The organism is Streptomyces antioxidans, assembly GCF_000968685.2.
GTDB lineage: Bacteria > Actinomycetota > Actinomycetes > Streptomycetales > Streptomycetaceae > Streptomyces > Streptomyces antioxidans.
In genome coordinates, this window is the sequence record NZ_LAKD02000076.1 from 77,959 (window position 1) to 98,936 (window position 20,978).

Below are 20,978 nucleotides of genomic sequence, written 5' to 3' on the forward strand. Positions count from 1 at the left end.
CGGAACGGTCCGTATGGGTCGGCGGGCAGGGGTCAGCCATTGCGGTAGAGGGCGGTGAGCAGCTCGACCGCGGGCTGGGTGGCGGGGTGCGGGTCGTCCCGCCACCAGGCGAGGCGTACCGCGATCGGCTCGGCGTCGCGGACCGGCCGGTAGGCGATTCCGGGCCTCGGGTACTGATTGGCGGTGGACTCCGCCGTCATGCCGACGCAACGGCCTGCGGAGATCACGGTGAGCCAGTCCTCCACGTCGTGGGTCTCCTCGGTGGCCGGGCGGGAGTCGGGCGGCCACAGCTCCGCGGTGGTGGTGCCGGTCCTCCGGTCGACCAGCAGGGTGCGCCCGCTGAGGTCGGCCAGCCGGACCGAGCGGCGCCTGGCGAGCGGGTCGTCGGCGGCCACGGCGCACAGCCGCCGCTCCAGCCCGACGATGGCGGAGTCGAAGCGGCGCTCGTCCAGCGTCCTGCGTACGACGGCCAGGTCGCAGGCGCCCTCCGTCAGCCCCGCGGTGGCGGAATTGACGCGGACGAGGTGCAGCTCCGTCTCGGGGTACGCCTGCGCCCAGCGGCGCTGGAAGGCGGGGGTGTGACGGCCCAGCGCCGACCAGGCGTAGCCGATCCGCAGATGGGCGTGGCCCGATACGGCCTCCCGGACCAGCCCGTCCACCTCGGCCAGCACCCGCCGTGCGTGTGCCACCACGCGCAGCCCGGTGCCCGTCGGGGTCACCTCGCGGGAGGTCCGCCGCAACAGCCGTGTGCCCAGGGCGCGTTCGAGCGCGGCCAGGGTCCGGGACACGGCCGCCTGGGAGACGCCGAGCGCGATGGCGGCGTCGGTGAAGGTGCCCTCGTCGACGATCGCGACGAGGCAGCGCAGTTGCCGCAGTTCCACATCCATGCGCCTAGCGTATGCATGGAGCGGCGAACGCATTTTGCGCATGTACGGGCCGGGCGCACGATCGACGCATGCGACTCGCCCCCGCGTCACGCACCCCTTTCGCACAACCGACGGAAGCCGCCCACCGGCCCGCGCCGACCTCGGCCGACTCCGGCCCGGCCCCTGGTCAACAGCCGACGGGACGGCGGTCCGCCGGTGTGGCCACCATGATCGGCAGCGGGCTGTCCAACCAGACCGGCGCCGCGATCGGATCCCACGCCTTCCCCGTCATCGGCCCGGTCGGGGTCGTCGCCGTCCGCCAGTACGTGGCCGCGGCCGTCCTGCTGGCCGTCGGCAGGCCCCGGCTGCGCGGCTTCACCTGGTGGCAGTGGCGGCCGGTGGTGGGGCTCGCCGTGGTGTTCGGCACCATGAATCTGTCCCTGTACAGCGCCATCGACCGCATCGGCCTCGGGCTGGCGGTGACCCTGGAATTCCTCGGCCCGCTCTGCATCGCGCTCATCGGCTCACGTCGCCGGGTGGACGCCTGCTGTGCGCTGGTCGCGGCGGCGGCCGTGGTGACCCTCATGCGTCCGCGGCCCTCGGCCGACTACCTGGGCATGGGGCTGGGGCTGCTGGCCGCCGTGTGCTGGGCGTCGTACATCCTGCTCAACCGGACCGTGGGGCGGCGGGTTCCCGGCGCCCAGGGGTCGGCGGCTGCCGCGGGGATCTCCGCGCTGATGTTCCTGCCGGTCGGGATCGCCGTCGCCGTCCACCGGCCGCCGACCGTGAGCGCCGTGGCGTACGCCATCGTCGCGGGCGTCCTCTCCTCGGCCGTGCCGTACCTCGCGGACCTGTTCACGCTGCGCCGTGTGCCCGCCCAGGCGTTCGGGCTCTTCATGAGCGTCAATCCGGTCCTCGCCGCACTGGTCGGCCGGGTCGGCCTGGGGCAGCACCTGGGGTGGGCGGAGTGGATCAGCGTCGCCGCCATCGTCGCGGCCAACGCGCTGAGCATCCTCACCCGGCGCGGCTGAACGGCCGGGGCAGGGCTCGGCGCGGCTGGAAGACCGGCGGGGGAGGCCCCGGCGCGACTGAGCGACCAGTGGGGCGGGCCCGGCGCCCCGGATGGCCCGGACCCGGGGGCGGAGGCGCGCTCCGCCCCCGGGCCGTCGCTCAGCCCGCGGCCGCGAACAGCGCTTCTGCGGCGGCGATCGCCTCGGCCAGGGCCGCGGGCTCGGGCCGCAGCCCCGCCACGACCGTGTCGATGGCCCGCAGATCCGCCCGCTGGAGGAGCCGCTTCTCGTTGGTGACCCACTCACCGCGGGCCGCCAGCACCGCGTGTGCCGTCTGCAGGGCGGCGGTCGCCACCGCCCCCGCGACCTCGGTGGCCTGGCCATGTGCCGCGTACGCGGCCGAGGCGTACCGCAGGGTCAGGGCCGCGCGCTCCCGCCACACCGGGGGCGCCGCCTCGCGCAGCGCCTGCGGGTACTTGGGGCGTGGCAGGGTGCCCCGCAGCACCTGGTTGAGGGCGAGTTCGGCCACCACCAGATAGCTGGGGATGCCCGCGAGGTGGAACATCAGCGGCTCCCAGTGGAAGCGGCCCCGCCGCGACTCGGCGAGTTCGTGTTCCACCACGTCGAGGTCGCGGTAATGGATGTCCACGCGCCGTCCGCCGATCGTCAGCCAGGCGCCCCCGTTGAAGACCCCGCCGCCCCACTCGCCGAGCTCGGAGACCTCGCCCTCCCAGCCCACCGCCCGCAGCGCGGCAGGGTCGAAGCCGCCCCGGTAGTACAGGGCCAGGTCCCAGTCGCTCTCCGGGGTGTGGGCGCCCTGCGCGCGCGAGCCCCCGAGGGTGACGGCGCGCACGGCGGGCAGGGCGGCGAGCCGCCCCGCGACATCGTCGGGGAACGTGTCGTCGGCCATGTCGGGGGCCACGTCGGGGAACGTGTCGTCGGTCATACGGATCCGATCGTGCGAAGTGGATGACGGGTGCCGGGGGCACACCGAACGCACGCCGGAGCACGGGCTCCGACGGCGGCGTTCCTAGGGATCGGTGTGCCGGGTCATCACTCCATGACGCCGACCTTACCGCCCCCGCCAGGGGCGGATCAGCCCTTCACCAGGCCCAGACGGAACAGGCTCTCCGCGGTGTCGAGGACGGTCGTCACCGGGTCGCGCGGGGTCCAGCCGAGTACGGAACGCGCCTTCTCGGTGCGCAGGACCGGTACCCGCTCCGTCACGCCGACCGCTCGCCGCGCGCGTTCGTCGTCGAACTCCCGCGTGGGCACCCGGGCGGCGCGCTCGCCCAGGTGCTCGGCCAGCACCCGGGCGATCCACAGAAAGCTGACGGCCCGCTCGCCGCTGGCGAGGAAGCGCTGTCCGGCCGCCGCGGGATGTGTCATGGCACGGAGATGGAGCTCGGCGACATCGCGTACGTCCACCAAGCCGAAGTGTGCGCGGGGAACGGCCGACATCGCCCCCTCCAGCATCGTCCGGACGTGTTCTGTCGAGGCGGACAGCCGGGGGCCGAGCGCCGGACCGAAGATTCCGGTCGGGTTGATCACCGTCAGTTCGAGGCCGTTTCCCTCCTTCGCCACGAAGTCCCAGGCGGCCAGCTCCGCGATGGTCTTCGAGCGGATGTAGGGCGGGTTGTCGTCCTCGGGGCCGGTCCAGTCGTCCTCGTCGTACTCGTCACCGTCCTTGTGGCCGTATCCGACCGCGGCGAACGAGGACGTCATCACGACCCGCCGCACACCGTGGTCCCGTGCGGCCCTCAGCACACGAAGGGTGCCGTCCCGCGCCGGGACGATCAGCTCGTCGGCGTCGTCCGGCTGGACGGAGGGGAACGGTGACGCCACGTGGTGGACGCGGGTGCAGCCCGCCATCGCGTCGTCCCAACCGTCATCCGTGGTCAGGTCGGCGGTGACGATGTCGAGCCGCCCGCCGGGATCGACACCGGAGGCCGCGATGGCCGACCGGACGCTCGCGGCGGCGCTCGTCGTGGGACCCGTGGCCGGACCGTGTGCGCGGACCGTGGTGCGGACCCGGTGGCCGCCGCGCAGCAGGCCACTGATCACATGGGCGCCGAGGTAGCCACTGCCTCCTGTCACCAGGATGAGTTCGCCACCACCGGCGCCACCACCGGCCTCGGCACCGGCCTCGCCCTCGCCCTCGGCACTCGTGTCAGCGGACGTGGGGATCGTCTTGCCTTCCATGGGGTGTTCTGGATTCCCTTCCCGAACGGTTTCCGTCACAGCGCGTCCATGACGCGCGTGACCTCGTCGATCGCCCGCCGCTCCGCGTCGGTGTCGGCGCGCTCCCGCGCGTCCCACATCTCCGCCTTGAGCCGCAGATAGCGCAGCCGTACCTCCATGAGCGCGATCTCCCGCTCCAGGCGGTCCGCGTTGCGCTGAAAGAGGTCGCGCAGGGGAGCCGCGCCGTGGTCGCCCCCGTCGAGGTGGCCGAGGTAGGCGCGCATGTCCCGCATGCTCATGCCGGTGGATCTCAGGCACCCCAGTGACCTGATCGTCTCCACCACGGAGGGGTGGTAGCGCCGGTGGCCACTGTCCGGGTCGCGGTCCACCGGGGGGATCAGGCCGATCTTCTCGTAGTAGCGCAGTGTCGGTTCCGAGAGGCCGCTCAGCCTCGACACCTGCTGGATGGTCATCGGGGAGCCCCGGACCTCTGTCCTCATCGCTGTCATAGGTCGAGCATCCGACACTTGAAGCGCTTGAGGTCAAGCGCGCCGATCGGCCTTCGAGGGAACGGGGGACGGGGGAGTGGGCGCACCCGGGCGCTTCCCGGCCGTGGCGATGGGGATGTCGCGCATGAGGAGCAGCGCCCTGAGGGCGAGCAGCCCGGCCACGCCGCCGCTTCGGGCGACGGTGGGGCCGATGGCCGTGGCGGTGGGCGCGGCCGTGCCGGAGTGGCCGATCAGGGACTGGGCGCAGGCCAGACCGACCGCGCCACCGATCTGCTTGGTGAGCGCTGAGCCCGCGGTGGCGGTGCCCATGTCGGTGGACGGGACGGCGTTCTGGGTGGCGATGGCGAGCCCGCCCATGGCCGGTCCGGCGCCGAGACCGATGGGCAACAGCAGAACGGACGTCAGCGCGGGAGGTGTCGTGGTCCGCAGGGCCATGAAAGGGGCGGTACCGGCGGCGAGCAGCCCCGCGCCGATCAGGAGGACCGGTTTGACGTGCCCGCTGCGCAGCACGGTGGCGGCGGTGAGCCGGTTGCCCAGGGCCATGCCGATGAGCAGGGGGAGCAGCAGCAGTCCGGAGGTGGTGGCCGAGTGGCCGCGGATGTGCTGGAAGTACAGCGGCAGGAAGATCCCCACCGGCAGCGCGGCGACCTGGAAGAAGAATCCGGCGGTGAGCAGGGCGGTGTAGGTGCGGTGCCGGAACAGCCGCAGGGGCAGGACGGGGACGGTCGCCCGCCGCTCGACCGGTATGAGCGTGGCGAGCAGCGCCAGACCGCCCAGCAGACCGCCCAGTACGGCCGGGTCCGTGCGGGAGGGCGGACGGCTCCGACGGCTGGCACACCGCGTGGCGGGCCTGGACCGGCCCGGCCGCCGGGGCGGTGTCCGCCGGGCGCTGAACGGCAGACGCGGAGACGGCGCCGGGCGGACACCCGGCGCCGCGCTCCGCGGCCCGGCCCGTTCAGGGCCCGATCACATCAGCCGCCACAGGTGGTCATCGGTTCCGTTGTCGTCGTACTGCACCACCTGGGCGCTGTTGGCGGTGGACATCCCGTCGACCCCCAGCACCTTCTGGCTGTTCTGGTTGAGCACGCGGAACCAGCCGTCGCCGTTGTCCACCGTCCGCCAGAGGTGATCGGCCGTGCCATTGTCCTCGTACTGGACGACGATGGCGCTGTTGCCGGTGGACATCCGGTCCACGCCCAGGACCTTTCCGCTGTGGCCGTTGCGGATCAGGAACCAGCCGTCGCCCCGGTCGATCCACTGCCAGGCGTGGTCGCCCGTCGGTGTGTTGTCGAACTGCACCACACGGGCGCTGTTGGCCGTGGACATCCCGTCGACCGCGAGCACCTTGCCGCTGTGCTTGTTGAGCAGACGGCGGAAGGGCGGCTCCGGGGTCCACGCCCGGCCGTCCGGCGACGCCGTCGGAAAGCAGGTGATGCGCAGCCGGGCGGCGCCCATGGGGATGAGGGTGACCGTCTCCGCCGGTGCGTCGGTACGCGCCGGGCTCTGTTGCAGTGGGGTGACCACCTGTTCGTCGTCCGAGACCCACTCGGCGATCCGGCGCGCCTTAGCGGTCATGCGGACCGGGGTGCCCTCGTGGGTGAAGGGGTTGGCGGCGAGCGGACCGCCGTCGCGGGTGAGGACGGGGAGGGCCCCGGGGGCGAGGCCGTAGTTCCACGGTGTGGTGGCGTGTACGTCGTACTCGGGGAAGGCGTCGGTGCCGCCGTAGCGCACGAAGTCCTCGCCGATGCGCAGGGAGTACGTCAGCGGGCCGTGGTCGACGCTGACCGCGCCGTGCCGCGCCGGCCAGGTCCGCAGGGCGGTGCGCTGTGGCAGGCGGATCGTCACCACATCGCCGTCCGCCCAGTCCCGGTCGACCTTGACGAAGGCCGGACCGCCGCGCGCGGCCACCGCCCGGCCGTTGACCTCGATCCGGGGATCCTCACACCAGCCGGGGATCCGCAGATGGAGCGGGAAGGCCACCTTCTCGGGAGTGGACAGGGTGAGGGTGATGGTCTCGTCGAACGGATAGTCGGTGTCCTCGGCGATGGTGACCGCCGTACCGCCCGCCACCTCCGCGGTCACCTCGCACGCGGCGTACAGGGCGGCGGCGAGCCCCTTGTCGGGCGTGGCCAGCCACAGCTCCTCGCTGAAGTACGGCCAGCCCATGCCGTAGTTGTGCGGACAGCAGCGGTACTGGTCGACGCCCGGCTGGTAGGACTGCATCGCGAAGCCGTTCTGGAACTGCCCCTGGGACTTGACCGTGTTGTTCAGATCGACGCTGTTCGCGCTGGTGATGTAGTGGGTGCCGGTGCCCTGGGGGTCGAGGGCGGCGGGCAGCGTGTTGAACGCCAGGTCCTCGCAGCGGTCCGCCCACACCGGGTCGCCGGTGATCCGGGTCAGCAGCTCATGGCTGGCCATGAATTCGACGATGCCGCAGGTCTCGAAGCCCTGCCGGGGATCCCCGAAACCCGGGCGGTAGTTCTCGTCCCCGGCGAAGCCACCGCCCGGGAACTGGCCGTATGCGCCGAGCACCGACGCATAGGCGCGGTAGGTCGCCTCTCTGAGCTCGGCGGAGCCGGTCAGCTGGGCGTACTGGGCGGGCTCGCGGAAGCCCTGGGCGATATTGACGTTGTGCGGGGTCGGGATGTTGTCGACCCAACTGGCGCCGTACGTATGCATCTTCTGGACGAGGTCGAGGAGGAACGCCTCGCCGGTGCGGCGGTGGAGCCACAGCGCGGTGTCGATTCCGTCGCCCCAGCGGTAGGAGACCCAGCTGGTGTCGAAGGCGCCCGGGCCCTGCGCGTTCATGAAGCGCAGGAAGCGGGTGAGGAAGGGGACGACGCGCTGGTCGCCGGTGAACTCCTCATGGGTGCGCAGGGCCATGAGGAGGGGGAGGAACGGCCAGAAGTCGGGGCCGCCGTTGAGGGATGTCCGCAGCGAGCGCGGCCCGAAGAAGCCGTCGCCCTGCTGGGTGGCGAGGATGGCGTCGATCCAGCCGCGGGCGTTGGCGAGCGCCGCCCGGTCGCGCGTGGCCACGGCCAGCGGGACGTAGCCACGCAGCCAGTACGGCACCTCCTCCCAGCCGTCCTGGTCCGGATGGGTCCACCCGGTGGCGTTGACATCGAGGAAGTGCGAGCGCTCCTCGTACCGGCCGCAGAGGCCGTGGAGTTGGAGGCGCAACTGCTCGGCCAGCCAGCCGCGCGGGGTGACGCTCCCGGACGGGAGCCGGTCGAAGGCGTCGGGCAGCGGGGCCCTCGGCCGCTTGGCCGGGGATGCCACGGCCTCCGTGGCCAGGTGTCCCACGAGCGCGGGGGCACCGAGGGTGAGGGCACTGGTGCGGAGGAAGCGACGTCGATCGAGGGGCATCGTGCGGCTCCTGTCGGTGGGGCGCCGAGGAAGACGGGTGGTGCCGTGCCTGACATCGTTGTCGGGCATCACAGCACGCCAGCGGCGCGCTGTCCATAAGTTCGGCGGGCCGCCCTGCCCCGGTGAGCCCTATGCTGGGCGCGATGTCCGCACCTCGGGTACCTCAGGGCCAGGGCCCCACCTTCCGCGAACTCGTCGTCCAGGCGCTGTCCTCCGTCGAGCGCGGCTACGATCTGCTCGCCTCAAAGTTCGACCACACCGCGTACCGGACGTCGGCCCCGGTGCTGGACTCCGTGACCGGCGCCCTGCGCCCGCTCGGACCCTTCGGCAGCGGCCTCGACGTGTGCTGCGGAACCGGCGCGGGCATGGGCGTGCTGCGCCAGGTGTGCCGGGAGCGGATCACCGGCGTCGACTTCAGCGCGGGCATGCTCGCCGTGGGCCGGGACCAGGACCAGGACCAGGACCGGAACCGGGACGGGGACCGGGATCGCGTCCGGCCGGTGCCGGGCGGCCCGCGCACGGACTGGTTGCGCGCCGACGCGCGCGCCCTCCCGTTCGGGCCGGTCTTCGACCTGGCGGTGAGCTTCGGGGCGTTCGGCCACTTCCTGCCGCGCGAGCGGCCCGGGCTCTTCGCCCAGGTCCACTCGGTGCTCCGGCCGGGCGGCCGGTTCGCCTTCCCGATCGTGGCACCGGCCCGCCCGGGATCGCGGCCCTACTGGTCGCTCCTGGCGTTCGACACCGCGATGCGGGTGCGCAACGCGGTGTGGTGGCCGCGGTTTGTGATGTACTACCGGACCTTCCGGCTCGGGGATGTGTGGAAGGAGCTGATCGGAGCAGGGTTCGAGGTCGAGCTGTATCCGCTGGAGGACCTTGGCCGCCGGGCGGACGGCAGCCCGCGCTGTCGGCTGGTGGTGGCCACCCGGCCGGGGTGAGCGGCCCATGTGCGGAGGGGCTGTCGCCCGGTATGAAGTCGGGGCTGGGTGGGAACTCCCGCTCGGCACGGAGCTGTTGCCCAGCGTGAGGTCCGGGCCGTACGGGAGCCGTCGCCCGGCACGGAGCCGTTGCCCGGCGCGAAGTCCAGGACATGCGACGCGGTGCCGACCTCAGGGGGCGTCGTGGCCGTCGTAGCCGGGGAGTGCCAGCGCCGAATGCGCCTCCCGGCCGCCACTGCTGAGCACGGCGGAGGGCTCGCGCAGTGCCTTGTCGCGCCGGGCCAGGTCCTCGGCGGTGCGGGGGGAGATCCCGGCGCTTCCTTCGCCCGCGAGGGCCTGGTTCTTCTCGGCGAACGGCCGCAGGGTGCGCTCGTATCCCTCGAAGGCGTCGCCGTGGTGGGCGTGTGTGGCCAGTTCACCGGCGAGGACGTACGCGCCGACCAGCGCCAGGCTCGAGCCCTGGCCGGAGAAGAACGACGGTGCGTAGGCGGCGTCGCCGACCAGCGCGACCCGGCCCGTGGACCACCGTGGCATATGGATCTGGCTGACCACGTCGAAGAAGAGGTCGTCGCTGTCGTGCATGGCGGCGACCATGCGCGGGACCTCCCATCCGTAGCCGGAGAACACCTCGGCCACGAGGTCGCGCTGGGCGGCGGGGTCGCGGAAGGCGCCGAAGGGCGGCTCGGGGCGCAGGAAGCTGAGGAAGGCGTGGACCCGGTCGTCGTCGCGGGGCGCGTAGAGGACGGCGGTCCTGCCCGGGACGTTCCAGGTGCGCCCCTCGTGTGCGAGCCCCAGGTGGTTGGGCATGGTGAATCCGGCGAAGCAGTGGTCGAGGTAGCGGTGGTAGCCCTCCTCGGGGCCGAAGGCCAGGCTCCTGGTGCGCGAGTGGATGCCATCGGCGCCGATGACCAGGTCGAAGGTGCGCCGGGCACCGCCACGGAAGGTCACCTCCACCCCGCCGCCGTGGTCGTGGAGGGTGGCGATGGAGTCGTTGAAGAGGACGTCGACGTCGTCGCGGATCGCACCGTAGAGGATTTCGGCCAGCTCTCCGCGCGGGATCTCGAGGTCATGTCCTTCCTCGCCGCCGGAGATGGCCTCGGGCCGGAGGGCGGCTACCGGCTCGCCCTGCTCGTCCACGAAGGAGATCCGGCGGACGCCGACGTGGGCGTCCCGGAGCTGGGGGAGCACCCCCATCCGCCGGACGACCTCGACGGCGGTGCCGCGGATGTCGATGGGGTAGCCGCCACCGCGCAGTGCGGCCGCCTTCTCCACGAGGGTGACCGCGAAGCCGTGACGGCGGAGCCAGTAGGCCAGTGCGGGACCGGCGATGCTGGCGCCGGAGACCAGGACCGTACGCCGCGGCGTGATGTTCATGGCGCCCATGGGCGCTCCTCTCCGGCCCCCTGCGGGAGGGCCCGGTCGCATACCTAACTCAGGTATCCTTTTTCATGGCGTGAAAGGCCCCGGAGGTGCGGGGTCGATGAGCAAGACTATATACCTAACTTAGGTAGATATGGAGGCCGGGCATGACCGCCGAGGGACCGGGGGCCGGACAGGGCGACGACGGTGAACACGATCTGCTGGCCATGCTGCCCCGGCTGACCCAGCTCAGCGGCGCCGTGAACCGGGGCCGGGTGACCGAGCGCGCCATGGAGGCCGCCGGCGTATCGGTGGACCGCCCCGCGATGTCGGTGCTGGCCGCCCTGCATGTGGCGGGCACCCCGCTGCGGGTGGGGGAGATCGCCGCGCGGATGCAGGTGGTCGGGCCCCATGTCACCCGGCAGATCAACGAGTTGGCGCGGAGAGGGCTGGTCCGCAGGGTCACCGATCCGGACGATCAGCGCGCCCGGCTCATCGAGCCGACCGCCGAGGGAGCCGCCGCGACCGAACGCTATATGCGGACCGTCCTCGGATGGTTCAGCGACGCCCTCGACGGCTGGAGCCCCCATGACCGCGAGCTCTTCGGCCGACTGCTGGCGCGCTTCGTGGACGACCTCACGGCCCATCTGAGCTCGTTTGACGACGACCGGGCCGACTGAGCGTATGGGCATGGGACCGTCCGGGCGGACATCGGGCGGCCGTCCGGGGCGGCACCGAAGCCATCGCCCCGGCCGGACCCCCTACCGAGGCGCCCCGCCCGTCTCGACGAGCTCGGCCAGTTTGTCCAGGGCCATGCGCTGCCCCAGCTCGCTGTCGGCGGACGGTACGGCGTCGGGGATGCCCTCGTGCAGGAGGTGGACGTCCGTGCCGCCGCCCGCCGCGTCGGTGAGCGTGGTCGTCATCGTCATCGGGGAGCGCATGGCGGGGTCCGTGGTCTCGAACTCGAGCACCTCGACCACCTGCTCGTCCGGCACCAGCCGGGTGAACCGGCCGTGGTAGGTGTCCGTATGGCCGCCCGACTTGCCGGTGCTCGCCGGGTCGTCGTAGACGAGGGAGATGCGGAAGGCGCCCCCTTCGCGGGGGTCGAACTCGTGCACCCGGCTGGTCATGCCCTCGGGCACCCGCCAGGCTGCGATGGCGCTCGCGTCGAGGAGCGCCCGGTAGACGGCGGCGCGCGGAGCGTTCACCCGTCGGGAGAGTCGCATGGTGTACATGCGGCTCAACCTAGCGGCTGGGCGGTGGGTACGGCGGCCGATGGCACCGGAGCCGCCGCCCCGGATGCGCGGGCGGCGGCGGAGGTCTCGCGTCCGGAAGGACCTCCGCCGCCGGGACACCCCATCCACGGAGCGTTGTCGAGGGGGTGCCGTTCTGGGGGAGTGCTGCCAGCGGGGAAGGGGCCAGCGGGAGGGGTCAGCGCTTGACCTTGCGGGTCGCCCGCAGCCACTCCTTGTTCATCGCGGTGATGGAGAACAGGGGGATGCCCTTGGGGCAGGCCGTGGCGCACTCACCGGCGAGGGTGCAGCCGCCGAAGCCCTCGGCGTCCATCTGGGCCACCATGTCCAGCACCCGGGTCTCCCGCTCCGGAGAGCCCTGGGGCAGCACATTGAGGTGGTTGACCTTGGCCGAGGTGAACAGCATCGCCGCACCGTTCGGGCAGGCCGCCACGCAGGCGCCGCAGCCGATGCACTCGGCGTGCTCGAACGCGAACTCCGCGTCCGCCTTGGGCACCGGAGTGGCGTGTGCCTCCGGTGCGGCCCCGGTCGGGGCGGTGATGTAGCCACCGGCCTGGATCACCCGGTCGAACGCGGAGCGGTCCACCACCAGGTCCTTGATGACCGGGAAGGCGGAGGCGCGCCACGGCTCGATGTCGATGGTGTCGCCGTCCTGGAAGGACCGCATATGGAGCTGGCAGGTGGTGGTGCGCTCCGGGCCGTGGGCGGCGCCGTTGATCACCAGGCTGCACGCACCGCAGATGCCCTCACGGCAGTCGTGGTCGAAGGCCACCGGCTCCTCGCCCTTGACGATGAGCTCCTCGTTGAGGATGTCGAGCATCTCCAGGAAGGACATGTCCTCGGAGACGCCATCGAGCTCATACACGGCCATGGCACCGGGGGTGTCGGGGTTCTTCTGGCGCCAGACGCGCAGGGTGAGCTTCATGCGTAGCTCCGCTGAGTGGGGTGGACGTGACTGAAGGTCAGCTGCTCCTTGTGGAGCACGGGGGCGGCGCCGGTGTCGGTGAACTCCCAGGCCGCGGCGTAGGAGAACTCCTCGTCCTGGCGGGCCGCCTCGCCGTCGGGGGTCTGGGACTCCTCGCGGAAGTGGCCACCGCAGGACTCGGTCCGGTGCAGGGCGTCCAGGCACATCAGCTCGGCCAGCTCCAGATAGTCCACGATCCGGTTGGCCTTCTCCAGCGACTGGTTGAACTCCTCGCCGGTGCCGGGGACCTTGAGCCGCCGCCAGAACTCCTCGCGGATCTGCGGGATGCGGTCCAGCGCCTTGCGCAGCCCCTCGTCGGTGCGGGCCATTCCGCAGAACTCCCAGACCAGCTCGCCGAGTTCACGGTGGAAGGAGTCGGGGGTGCGGTCCCCGTCCACGGCCAGCAGCCTGGCCAGCCGGTCCTCGGTCTCGCGTACGGCCTCCACGGCCGCCGGGTGCGAGGCGTCGACCTCGTCCTTGTGCGGATTGCGGGCCAGATAGTCATTGATGGTCGAGGGCAGGACGAAGTAACCGTCGGCCAGGCCCTGCATCAGCGCCGAGGCGCCGAGCCGGTTGGCGCCGTGGTCGGAGAAGTTGGCCTCGCCGATCGCGAACAGCCCCGGCACGGTGGTCTGCAGGTCGTAGTCGACCCACAGCCCGCCCATCGTGTAGTGGATCGCGGGGTAGATGCGCATCGGGACCTCGTACGGGTTCTCCGCCGTGATCCGCTCGTACATGTCGAAGAGGTTGCCGTACTTCTCCTCGACCGCCTTGCGGCCCAGCCGGGCGATGGCGTCGGCGAAGTCCAGATACACGCCCTGGCCGCCGGGGCCGACACCACGGCCCTCGTCGCAGACGTTCTTCGCGGCGCGGGAGGCGATGTCGCGCGGCACCAGATTGCCGAACGACGGGTAGATCCGCTCCAGGTAGTAGTCGCGCTCGTCCTCGGGGATCTCGGCGGGCGGACGGGTGTCGCCCTTCGCCTTGGGCACCCAGATCCGGCCGTCGTTGCGCAGCGACTCGCTCATCAGGGTCAGCTTGGACTGGTGGTCCCCGGAGCGCGGGATGCAGGTCGGGTGGATCTGGGTGAAGCAGGGGTTGGCGAAGTAGGCACCGCGCCGGTGCGCCCGCCAGATGGCGGTCGCATTGGAGTTCATGGCGTTCGTCGACAGATAGAAGACGTTGCCGTAGCCGCCGCTGGCCAGCACCACCGCGTCGGCGAAGTACGTGGAGACCTCGCCGGTCACCAGGTCGCGGGCGACGATGCCACGCGCCCGTCCGTCGACCACGATCAGGTCCAGCATCTCGGTGCGCGCGTGCATCTCCACATTGCCCGTCGCGATCTGGCGGGACAGCGCCTGGTAGGCGCCGAGCAGCAGCTGCTGACCCGTCTGGCCACGGGCGTAGAAGGTGCGGGAGACCTGCACACCGCCGAAGGACCGGGTGTCCAGCAGGCCGCCGTACTCGCGGGCGAAGGGCACGCCCTGGGCCACACACTGGTCGATGATCTCCACCGAGATCTGCGCCAGGCGGTGGACATTGGACTCGCGGGCGCGGAAGTCGCCGCCCTTGACGGTGTCGTAGAACAGCCGGTGGATCGAGTCGCCGTCGTTGCGGTAGTTCTTCGCCGCGTTGATCCCGCCCTGGGCGGCGATGGAGTGGGCCCGGCGCGGCGAGTCCTGGTAGCAGAACTGGACCACGTGGTAGCCCTGCTCGGCCAGGGTGGCACCGGCGGCGCCGCCGGCCAGCCCGGTGCCGACCACGATGATGGTGTGCTTGCGGCGGTTGGCCGGGTTGACCAGCTTGGCCTGGAAGCGGCGGGTGTCCCAGCGCTCGTTGACCGGCCCTGAGGGGGCCCGCTCGTCCTGGACCGGTTCGCCGACGGTGTACTCGGTGTATTCGCTGTACTCGCTGTACGAGGTCATGGTCAGCTCACCACTCCGGTCATGACACCGACGGGGATGGAGATGAACCCGGCGGTGAGAACGATGGCCAGGGCGTTGGCGATGGCCTTGAGTCCACGGTCACGGGTGCGGTTGCCCGCGCCGAGGGTCTGCGCGGCGCTCCAGAAGCCGTGCCGGACGTGCATGCCCATGGCCAGCATCGCCACGATGTAGATGGCGTTCCCGTACCAGGTGGAGAAGGTGTCCACCACGTTCTGGTACGGATGGCCCTCCTGGAATCCGCCGGAGTGGGTGGTGCCGGTGGTGAGGTCCAGGATGTGCCAGACGATGAACAGGCCCAGGATCACCCCGCCCCAGCGCATGGTCCGGGTGGCGTAGCTCATCCGTGGCTTGGTGTGGACGTACTTCTGCGGGCGGGCCTTGATGTCGCGTCGGCTCAACTGGTAGGCGGACACGGCGTGCAGGACCACGGCGGCCAGGAGCACGAGGCGGGCGATCCACAGGCCCCACTCATGGTGCAGGACGGGGGCACCCATGACCCGCAGCCAGTGTCCATAGGCGTTGAACTCCCCGGGGCCGAAGAAGATCTTCATGTTCCCGAGCAGGTGGGCGCAGAGGTAGCCGATCATGATCAGACCGGTCGTCCCCATGACGATCTTCTTGCCGAGGGTCGAGTGCCAGAAGGTGAGCGCCATGGACGGCCGCCGCTCCGCCCGCGTCGGACGCTGCTCGGGCCGCGTTGTCAATGCCATGAGCACGACGGTAAAACCGGGCGGGTCAAAAGAGCCAAGATATGATTCTGATGCTATCGATAGGTGATGCCTATCTAAGGGTGCTTGAATCCGTCTCTAAGGGTGCTTGATTCCGTCGCGGGGCGGCGTCGGATCGGCCAGGCCGGTGACCCGCATGGTGATGTTCAGCCGTCCGGACGTCAGTCCGGTGGCCGGGTCACCGGTGCCCGGCAGGACCTTGGGGACGGCGTGGTACGCGTAGCGGGAGGGGCCGCCGAAGACGAACAGATCCCCGGAGGCGAGTTCGAGGTCGGTGTACGGCTTGGTGCGGGTCTCCGCGTTGCCGAAGCGGAACACGCAGCTGTCGCCGATGGTGAGCGAGACCACCGGGGCCGATGACCGCTCGTCCTTGTCCTGGTGCATGCCGAGTTTCGCTCCGGCGTCGTAGAAGTTGATGAGCGCGGTGTCGGGGGTGTAACCCTCGGCGGCCGTCGTGTCGTCATATGCGTCGGCCAGCGCACGACGGCCCAACTCGACCATCCAGTCCGGGAATTCGGCGACCCGCGCGCCGTTCACATCGTCGGCGGTGCGGGTGTACGCATAGGGCCGCCAGTGCCAGCCGATGCACACCGTCCGCACCGACATGACGCCCCCGCGCGGCAGTCTGGTGTGCCGGATCGGGACCGGGCCGGTGGCCCAGCCCCGGCAGGCGACGACCAGCTCCCGCTGCTGCTCGAGGCTGAGCCAGCCCGGCACATGGACGGCGCCGGGGGCCACTTCGAGGCGTGGGCGGGGGATCAGGGCGTTCATACGGGGATTCTCCACGGACGAGGACTCGTCGCCGGGAGACATCAGCTGGCGTCGTGGAAGACCAGCCCCAGCGCATGGCGCCGCCCGGAGCGTACCGTGCTGACCCCGTGCCGCATGACCCCGGCCGACCAGCCGCGCTTGGTGGCCACGGGACGGTCACGGGTGGTGAAGATCAGGCCGTGGCCCTGCTGGAGGACGGTCGCGGTGCCCCTGGACTGGGCCCGGGGCCGCTGCTCGACCAGCAGGAACTCCCCGCCCGTGTAGTCCGTGCCGTAGGCGTCCAGCCCGATCACCACCTGGAGTGGGAAGAGCAGATCGCCGAACACATCGCGGTGCAGGGCGTTCCAGTCGCCGGGGCCGTAGCGCAGCAGGATCTGCGCGGAGCGGTCCTGTCCGGCCTCATGGCACATGGCCAGCCACTTCTCCAGGCGGTCCGGCCAGGGCGCCGGGCGGCCGAGCCGTTCCGCCCAGTCACGGGCGATGGTCAGCAGCCGCGGATAGAGCGCGGCGCGCAGCTCGGCGACCGGTTCCGGCAGGTCATGGGTGAAGTAGCGGTACTGACCTGAGCCGAAGCGGTGGCGGCCCATGTCGATCGTGCTACGGAACCGCTCGTCCCGCTCGTAGAGCCCGGCGATGCGGGCGCACTGCGCGGGGGTCAGCAGCCGTGGCGTGAGCGCGCACCCGTAGGTGTCCAGCTCCTCGGCCAGCCGTGTCCAGTCGGCCGCGGCCACGCGCTGGTGGAGGCGTGCCGGGTCGGTCGTGGTGCTCATCGGATGTGCTCCGCTCAGACCGTCTGCAGGGCGCCTTCGTGGACGAGGAGCCGCTCCTTGCGCGCCAGCCCGCCCGCATAGCCGGTCAGCGCGCCACTGGCGCCGATGACACGGTGGCAGGGCCGGACGACCAGCAACGGATTGCGGCCGATCGCGGTGCCGACGGAGCGGACCGCGGTGCGCGGGGCGCCGATCTGCCGGGCGATGTCGCCGTAAGAGACTGTGGTGCCGTACGGAATGGACTCCAGCGCCTGCCAGACCCTGCGCTGGAACTCCGTACCACCCTCGACGCACTGGATGTCGAAACGGGTGAGCTCGCCGTCGAAGTAGGAGCGCAGCTGGGAGACGATCTCGGTGAACGCCCCGGCGTCCTCGCTCCAGCCGTCCTGGACGACGGCTCCGCCCTTCTGCCCGGGCACGGACAGCGAAACGAGCGCGGTACCCCCCGTCGCGGTGGTGGACCTCTCGCCCACCAGCAGCAGCTCGCCCAGCGGGCTGTCGATCGTCGTATGGACCGTCATGGCTGTGGTCCCTCTCTTCTTCTCGCCGTTCTGTCGTGCGCTGCTCCCAGCATGCGTCTCTCGGCCCCGGAAAGCTGGCGGGATTCGGACATGGCGCTTCGGCCGTGTCCGGCCCTGGCGGGCGGCCGTGTCCGGCCCTGGCGGGCGTCGCGCGCCCTCGCGTCAGCGGACGCCGACCCGCCCGTTCGAGAAGTGGCCCAGCGCCTGGTCGATATCGCCGAGGGGCTCGCGGAGGGCGTAGATGACGAACCGCAGCCGCGTTCGGCCCTTCCGGGTGCGGTGCGTGCGCATCCGGGCCTCGGGCTGGTCCAGCCCGCTGACCCCGGGGGTGGCCGCGGACACACCGGGGATGAGGTCGACCCGGACCGTGCTGACGCCCTGCCCCGTGACCCGCACCCGGGCGATCGCGGACCAGGGGAGGACTACGGGGTCGGGGGCCGCGTCGATGGTGCAGCGCAGGCCCTCGGGGGAGAGACGCAACGCCACGGGGGACACGTCCTTCACCGCCCAGGTCCGCTTCAGGCGCCGTAGGGCGGTGAACCGGCGCCTGGCGTCGTAGAGGAGGAGCGCCACCGGCCAGGCGAACATCAGCGCCCAGAGCCGGGAGGCGCCTGGGCCGAGGGCGGTGAGGAGGAGGACCATGGCCGCGGCGATGACGGCGGCACCGCCCACCCCGGCCCACGCGGCCATCGGCAGGGTGCGCAGCAGGGAGGCCCGCACGCGGGAGACCGCCTCGGGGTCGGACGTCACGGTGTACTCCTGGCGGTCCTGTCCCTGGTGCATGATCACAGTCTCGATTACGGGGGCGGGGAAAGCCAAGCCCCCTCCCGGTGGTTGGCCGCTGGGCTCGCCAACTCCCGAAATTCCGTGACGGGTTGGGGTTCCCGCAACGGTTGCCGGGGTGGGTGGGGTGCCGCGTTCAGGAGTCGTCCAGGGAGGTTTCGGCCCAGATGACCTTGCCGTCCGCGGTGTAGCGGGTGCCCCAGCGCTGGGCGAACTGGGCGACGAGGAAGAGTCCGCGGCCGCCCTCGTCGGTGGTCGTGGCGTGGCGCATATGGGGTGCGGTGCTGCTGCCGTCGGAGACCTCGCAGATCAGTCCGCGGCCGCGCAGCAGGCGTATGTGCAGGGGAGGGGCGCCGTACCGCAGGGCGTTGGTGATCAGTTCGCTGATGATCAGCTCGGCGGTGCACACGGCGTCCTCCAGATCCCACGCCCGGAGCCGACGGGCACAGGCGGAGCGCTGCGGGGCGACCGCCGCCGGGTCGAACGGCACGTCCCACTCGGCCACGTTCTCCGGGTCGAGCAGACGGGTGCGGGCCACCAGAAGGGCGACATCATCGCTCGGGCGGGGTGGCAGCACGGTCTGGAACAGGCTTCGGCAGGTCTCTTCCGGGTCGAGGTCCGGCTCGGCTGCGAGAGTACGGCGCAGCAGGCCGAGACCGGTGTCGGTGGTGCGGTCGTGGCCTTCCAGGAGACCGCTGGTGTAGAGCACCAGACGGCTTGCGGCAGGCAGCGGGAGGGCGACCGCCCGGAAGGGTTCCCCGCCCTGGCCCAGGGGCGGGGAACCGGGCACCGCCGGGATGTCCACGGTGCCGTCGGGGCGGACCAGCGCGAGGCCAGGATCGCCGGCCCGGGCCACGGTGAACTGGCCCGACACCGAGTCGTGGATCGCGTACAGGCAGCTGGCGCCCGTGACCCGGGTGCCGTGCTCATCGGCGTCGTGTTCCAGGTCGAGACGGGTGACCAGCTCGTCCATGTGGGAAAGGAGCTCATCCGGGGGCACGTCCCGGGCCGAGAAGTTCTGCACCGCGGTGCGCAGCCGGCCCATCGTGGCCGCGGCGTGCAGGCCCTGTCCGGCCACCTTTCCGACGACCAGCGCGACCCGGGCGCCCGGGAGCGGAATCACATCGAACCAGCTTCCGCCCGCCCCGCCCGGCGCGGGCAGATAGTGGGCCGCCACCTGCGCGGCGCCCTGCTCGGGCAGTCCGCCGGGAAGAAGGGTGCGCTGCAGGGCGGTGACCATGGCGTGTTCGCGGGCGTAGCGGCGGGCGTTGTCGACGGACACGGCGGTGCGCACGGCCAGCTCCCCGGCGATCGCCAGATCCGTTTCGTCGAACGGCGCACGGTGCCGCGCCCGCCAGAAGGTGGCGAGGCCCAGGGTGACACCGCGGAACCGCAGCGGGACGGTGATCAGCGAGTGGATCCCGTGGTCGAGGAGGCGCCGGGCCTCCCCGGCCGGCCACCCGCCGGTACTGGTCGGACCGGCCTGGAGGAGGACGGCGGCTCCGGTCTTCACGGCCCGGCTCTGCGGAGTGGAGGGGGCGTAGACGACCGGTTCGCCCACCCGGAAGAGGGGGGCTTCGGCGGGGGTCCCGCCGACGGCGGTCCGGTGCGGCGCCAGGGGCTCGTACGGCGGCTCTGGCTCCTCGCCACGCAGTACGGGGTCCAGCAGTTCCACGGCGGCGATATCGGCGAACCGGGGGACGGCCACGTCCACCAGCTGCTCGGCGGTGCCCGTCAGTTCCAGGGTGGAACTGATCCGCACACCGGCGTCGGACAGCAGCTTCAGCCGCTCGCCCGCCTCCACCGCCCGGTCGGAGAGCACCCGCAGCGCGGTGGTGTCCCGCAGCGTCACCACGCTTCCGGCAGGGGCGCCCGCACGGTCCGTGGACCGCATGTTGACCGACAGCAGCCGCTCCCCGCAGGGGTGCACCTCGTCCGTGACCCGCCGTCCCGACGTGAGCAGCTCGGTCAGCCGGGGTTCGAGGCCGAGCGCCCCGATGTGGCGTCCCTCCGCGTCCGGAGCCAGCCGAAGCAGCTCCCGGGCCTCGTCGTTGACGAGCAGCAGCCGCTTGTCCGCCGTCAGGACCAGCACTCCCTCGCGGACCGAGTGCAGCACCGCGTCATGGTGTTCGTACATCCGCGTCATCTGCGCGGCGCCCAGCCCGTGGGTCTGCCGGCGCGCCCGCCTGCTCAGCAGCGCCGCCCCGCCGGTGGCCAGGGCCAGCGCCCCGGCACCGCTGCCGAGCAGCATCGGCAGCCGGCGGTTCACCGTGCTGTGCACGTTCTGGATCTTGACCCCGACCGACACTCCGCCGAGGAGGGTGCCATCGGCCCTGGTGACGGGGACCGCCGAGACGACGGACGGGCCCTGGCTGGCCCGGAAGGTCTGCGAGATCGTCTTTCCGCGCAGCTCCTCCCGCACCAGCGCGGAGGGTCCGACGATCCGCTTGCCGATCAAGGACCGCTCGGGGTGGGTGAAACGGATGCCACGGGTGTCGAACACGACGACGCTGTCGACGCGGGAGCCCTTCCGTGTCGCCTCCGCATGCGCCTCCAGTGCGGCTGTCGGTTTGTCGCCGCTCAGGGCCTGGGCCGTGCCGGGGGCGTGTGCGAAGGTCTGGGCGACCGCGAGCGATCGCCGACGGGCGTCGACCGTGGCGTGACCCCGGGCATCGGCGGCGACGGCCGCCACCGCGGCGGCCACCAGAACCAGGATCAGCAGAAGCTGCAGGATGAACGCCTGCCCGGCGACGCTGCGCAGATACGGCAGGAGCCCCAGCCGCCTCCGGGTCGGACGAGCATGTCTGCTCATAACGGCATTTATAACACTTCTCTCGTCGTGGTCGGCGGGGAGTCCGCGGTGCCGCTTGATCGATCAATGCGTGTGCCGATCAAAGCGCTGGCGGACGTGCGGATCGGCATGCGGATCATCGTGCTGATCAAGGGCGGTCGACGAGGGTGCGGGGAGGTGGGTTACGCGTTCGCCCGGCTACGGGCACAATGAGACGGCTGGACCAAC

The 20,978-nt window shown here is 71.6% G+C and carries 20 protein-coding genes; 4 read left to right on the forward strand and 16 right to left on the reverse strand.

All coding sequences use genetic code 11. The features are described from left to right. Window positions 1-32: 32 nt before the first annotated feature. The gene (locus tag VT50_RS26295; protein ID WP_046087974.1) at window positions 33-887 is read right to left on the reverse strand and encodes a LysR family transcriptional regulator; all 855 of its coding nucleotides are present in this window, start codon (window positions 885-887) and stop codon (window positions 33-35) included. Window positions 888-955: 68 nt separating this feature from the next. On the opposite strand from VT50_RS26295, the gene VT50_RS26300 reads away from it, so the two are divergent. After that, entirely contained in the window at window positions 956-1,897 is a 942-nt protein-coding gene (locus VT50_RS26300; RefSeq protein ID WP_075200437.1) for an EamA family transporter, read from the forward strand. A gap of 139 nt (window positions 1,898-2,036) precedes the next feature. Here VT50_RS26300 and VT50_RS26305 read toward each other — a convergent pair whose 3' ends face one another. The 5 genes from VT50_RS26305 to VT50_RS26325 all read right to left on the reverse strand — a co-directional run bounded on the left by VT50_RS26305 (window position 2,037) and on the right by VT50_RS26325 (window position 7,932). Next, a complete protein-coding gene (locus VT50_RS26305) occupies window positions 2,037-2,822 on the reverse strand; it encodes a nucleotidyltransferase domain-containing protein (protein WP_420822226.1) in 786 nt (261 codons plus the stop codon). Between the two features lie 149 nt (window positions 2,823-2,971). Continuing rightward, the gene (locus tag VT50_RS26310; RefSeq protein WP_078840822.1) at window positions 2,972-4,078 is read right to left on the reverse strand and encodes an SDR family oxidoreductase; all 1,107 of its coding nucleotides are present in this window, start codon (window positions 4,076-4,078) and stop codon (window positions 2,972-2,974) included. A gap of 35 nt (window positions 4,079-4,113) precedes the next feature. Further along, entirely contained in the window at window positions 4,114-4,566 is a 453-nt protein-coding gene (locus VT50_RS26315; protein ID WP_053048671.1) for a MerR family transcriptional regulator, read from the reverse strand. A 33-nt stretch (window positions 4,567-4,599) separates the two neighbouring features. Beyond that, a complete protein-coding gene (locus VT50_RS26320) occupies window positions 4,600-5,466 on the reverse strand; it encodes an MFS transporter (protein ID WP_078840823.1) in 867 nt (288 codons plus the stop codon). Window positions 5,467-5,532: 66 nt separating this feature from the next. Next, entirely contained in the window at window positions 5,533-7,932 is a 2,400-nt protein-coding gene (locus VT50_RS26325) for a beta-L-arabinofuranosidase domain-containing protein (protein WP_046087977.1), read from the reverse strand. A gap of 143 nt (window positions 7,933-8,075) precedes the next feature. Between VT50_RS26325 and VT50_RS26330 the strand changes: the two genes are divergently transcribed. Then, entirely contained in the window at window positions 8,076-8,864 is a 789-nt protein-coding gene (locus tag VT50_RS26330; protein WP_046088007.1) for a class I SAM-dependent methyltransferase, read from the forward strand. A 171-nt stretch (window positions 8,865-9,035) separates the two neighbouring features. Here VT50_RS26330 and VT50_RS26335 read toward each other — a convergent pair whose 3' ends face one another. Next, complete coding sequence (locus VT50_RS26335; protein ID WP_046088008.1) at window positions 9,036-10,238, reverse strand: FAD-dependent monooxygenase; 1,203 nt, start codon at window positions 10,236-10,238, stop codon at window positions 9,036-9,038. 152 nt (window positions 10,239-10,390) lie between these two features. Here VT50_RS26335 and VT50_RS26340 point away from each other — a divergent pair, with 152 nt between their 5' ends. Further along, window positions 10,391-10,903 carry a MarR family winged helix-turn-helix transcriptional regulator gene (locus tag VT50_RS26340; protein ID WP_046087978.1) on the forward strand — a complete coding sequence of 171 codons (513 nt, stop codon included), beginning with the start codon at window positions 10,391-10,393 and terminating at the stop codon, window positions 10,901-10,903. Between the two features lie 81 nt (window positions 10,904-10,984). Here VT50_RS26340 and VT50_RS26345 read toward each other — a convergent pair whose 3' ends face one another. The 9 genes from VT50_RS26345 to VT50_RS26385 all read right to left on the reverse strand — a co-directional run bounded on the left by VT50_RS26345 (window position 10,985) and on the right by VT50_RS26385 (window position 20,771). Further along, complete coding sequence (locus VT50_RS26345; RefSeq protein ID WP_046087979.1) at window positions 10,985-11,458, reverse strand: SRPBCC domain-containing protein; 474 nt, start codon at window positions 11,456-11,458, stop codon at window positions 10,985-10,987. A gap of 196 nt (window positions 11,459-11,654) precedes the next feature. Beyond that, window positions 11,655-12,401, reverse strand: coding sequence for a succinate dehydrogenase/fumarate reductase iron-sulfur subunit (locus VT50_RS26350; RefSeq protein WP_046087980.1), 747 nt, complete (start codon window positions 12,399-12,401; stop codon window positions 11,655-11,657). Next, window positions 12,398-14,365 carry a fumarate reductase/succinate dehydrogenase flavoprotein subunit gene (locus VT50_RS26355; protein WP_046087981.1) on the reverse strand — a complete coding sequence of 656 codons (1,968 nt, stop codon included), beginning with the start codon at window positions 14,363-14,365 and terminating at the stop codon, window positions 12,398-12,400. The genes VT50_RS26350 and VT50_RS26355 overlap by 4 nt, the downstream gene beginning before the upstream one ends. Before the next feature lie 2 nt (window positions 14,366-14,367). Beyond that, window positions 14,368-15,096, reverse strand: coding sequence for a succinate dehydrogenase (locus tag VT50_RS26360; protein WP_075200439.1), 729 nt, complete (start codon window positions 15,094-15,096; stop codon window positions 14,368-14,370). Between the two features lie 96 nt (window positions 15,097-15,192). Continuing rightward, window positions 15,193-15,885, reverse strand: coding sequence for an alpha-ketoglutarate-dependent dioxygenase AlkB family protein (locus VT50_RS26365; RefSeq protein ID WP_046088009.1), 693 nt, complete (start codon window positions 15,883-15,885; stop codon window positions 15,193-15,195). A 41-nt stretch (window positions 15,886-15,926) separates the two neighbouring features. After that, window positions 15,927-16,655, reverse strand: coding sequence for a 2OG-Fe(II) oxygenase (locus VT50_RS26370; protein ID WP_046087983.1), 729 nt, complete (start codon window positions 16,653-16,655; stop codon window positions 15,927-15,929). A 14-nt stretch (window positions 16,656-16,669) separates the two neighbouring features. After that, the gene (locus tag VT50_RS26375; RefSeq protein ID WP_046087984.1) at window positions 16,670-17,176 is read right to left on the reverse strand and encodes a methylated-DNA--[protein]-cysteine S-methyltransferase; all 507 of its coding nucleotides are present in this window, start codon (window positions 17,174-17,176) and stop codon (window positions 16,670-16,672) included. Between the two features lie 162 nt (window positions 17,177-17,338). Further along, entirely contained in the window at window positions 17,339-17,959 is a 621-nt protein-coding gene (locus VT50_RS26380; protein ID WP_079343891.1) for a hypothetical protein, read from the reverse strand. Between the two features lie 136 nt (window positions 17,960-18,095). Then, entirely contained in the window at window positions 18,096-20,771 is a 2,676-nt protein-coding gene (locus VT50_RS26385; protein WP_046087985.1) for a SpoIIE family protein phosphatase, read from the reverse strand. A gap of 66 nt (window positions 20,772-20,837) precedes the next feature. Here VT50_RS26385 and VT50_RS41050 point away from each other — a divergent pair, with 66 nt between their 5' ends. After that, window positions 20,838-20,963, forward strand: a complete 126-nt coding sequence (locus VT50_RS41050; RefSeq protein ID WP_276207325.1) for a hypothetical protein — start codon at window positions 20,838-20,840, stop codon at window positions 20,961-20,963. Window positions 20,964-20,978: the final 15 nt, after the last annotated feature.

Excerpts from the sequence above, each read along its gene's own strand:
- VT50_RS26375 (WP_046087984.1), bottom strand. The coding sequence starts at position 17,176 with ATGACGGTCCATACGACGATCGACAGCCCGCTGGGCGAGCTGCTGCTG.
- VT50_RS26330 (WP_046088007.1), top strand. The coding sequence starts at position 8,076 with ATGTCCGCACCTCGGGTACCTCAGGGCCAGGGCCCCACCTTCCGCGAA.
- VT50_RS26325 (WP_046087977.1), bottom strand. The coding sequence starts at position 7,932 with ATGCCCCTCGATCGACGTCGCTTCCTCCGCACCAGTGCCCTCACCCTC.
- VT50_RS26315 (WP_053048671.1), bottom strand. The coding sequence starts at position 4,566 with ATGACAGCGATGAGGACAGAGGTCCGGGGCTCCCCGATGACCATCCAG.
- VT50_RS26295 (WP_046087974.1), bottom strand. The coding sequence starts at position 887 with ATGGATGTGGAACTGCGGCAACTGCGCTGCCTCGTCGCGATCGTCGAC.
- VT50_RS26385 (WP_046087985.1), bottom strand. The coding sequence starts at position 20,771 with ATGAGCAGACATGCTCGTCCGACCCGGAGGCGGCTGGGGCTCCTGCCG.
- VT50_RS26310 (WP_078840822.1), bottom strand. The coding sequence starts at position 4,078 with ATGGAAGGCAAGACGATCCCCACGTCCGCTGACACGAGTGCCGAGGGC.
- VT50_RS26365 (WP_046088009.1), bottom strand. The coding sequence starts at position 15,885 with ATGAACGCCCTGATCCCCCGCCCACGCCTCGAAGTGGCCCCCGGCGCC.
- VT50_RS26335 (WP_046088008.1), bottom strand. The coding sequence starts at position 10,238 with ATGAACATCACGCCGCGGCGTACGGTCCTGGTCTCCGGCGCCAGCATC.
- VT50_RS26340 (WP_046087978.1), top strand. The coding sequence starts at position 10,391 with ATGACCGCCGAGGGACCGGGGGCCGGACAGGGCGACGACGGTGAACAC.
- VT50_RS26345 (WP_046087979.1), bottom strand. The coding sequence starts at position 11,458 with ATGTACACCATGCGACTCTCCCGACGGGTGAACGCTCCGCGCGCCGCC.
- VT50_RS26300 (WP_075200437.1), top strand. The coding sequence starts at position 956 with ATGCGACTCGCCCCCGCGTCACGCACCCCTTTCGCACAACCGACGGAA.
- VT50_RS26360 (WP_075200439.1), bottom strand. The coding sequence starts at position 15,096 with ATGGCATTGACAACGCGGCCCGAGCAGCGTCCGACGCGGGCGGAGCGG.
- VT50_RS26305 (WP_420822226.1), bottom strand. The coding sequence starts at position 2,822 with ATGACCGACGACACGTTCCCCGACGTGGCCCCCGACATGGCCGACGAC.
- VT50_RS26380 (WP_079343891.1), bottom strand. The coding sequence starts at position 17,959 with ATGCACCAGGGACAGGACCGCCAGGAGTACACCGTGACGTCCGACCCC.
- VT50_RS26355 (WP_046087981.1), bottom strand. The coding sequence starts at position 14,365 with ATGACCTCGTACAGCGAGTACAGCGAATACACCGAGTACACCGTCGGC.
- VT50_RS41050 (WP_276207325.1), top strand. The coding sequence starts at position 20,838 with ATGCGTGTGCCGATCAAAGCGCTGGCGGACGTGCGGATCGGCATGCGG.
- VT50_RS26350 (WP_046087980.1), bottom strand. The coding sequence starts at position 12,401 with ATGAAGCTCACCCTGCGCGTCTGGCGCCAGAAGAACCCCGACACCCCC.
- VT50_RS26370 (WP_046087983.1), bottom strand. The coding sequence starts at position 16,655 with ATGAGCACCACGACCGACCCGGCACGCCTCCACCAGCGCGTGGCCGCG.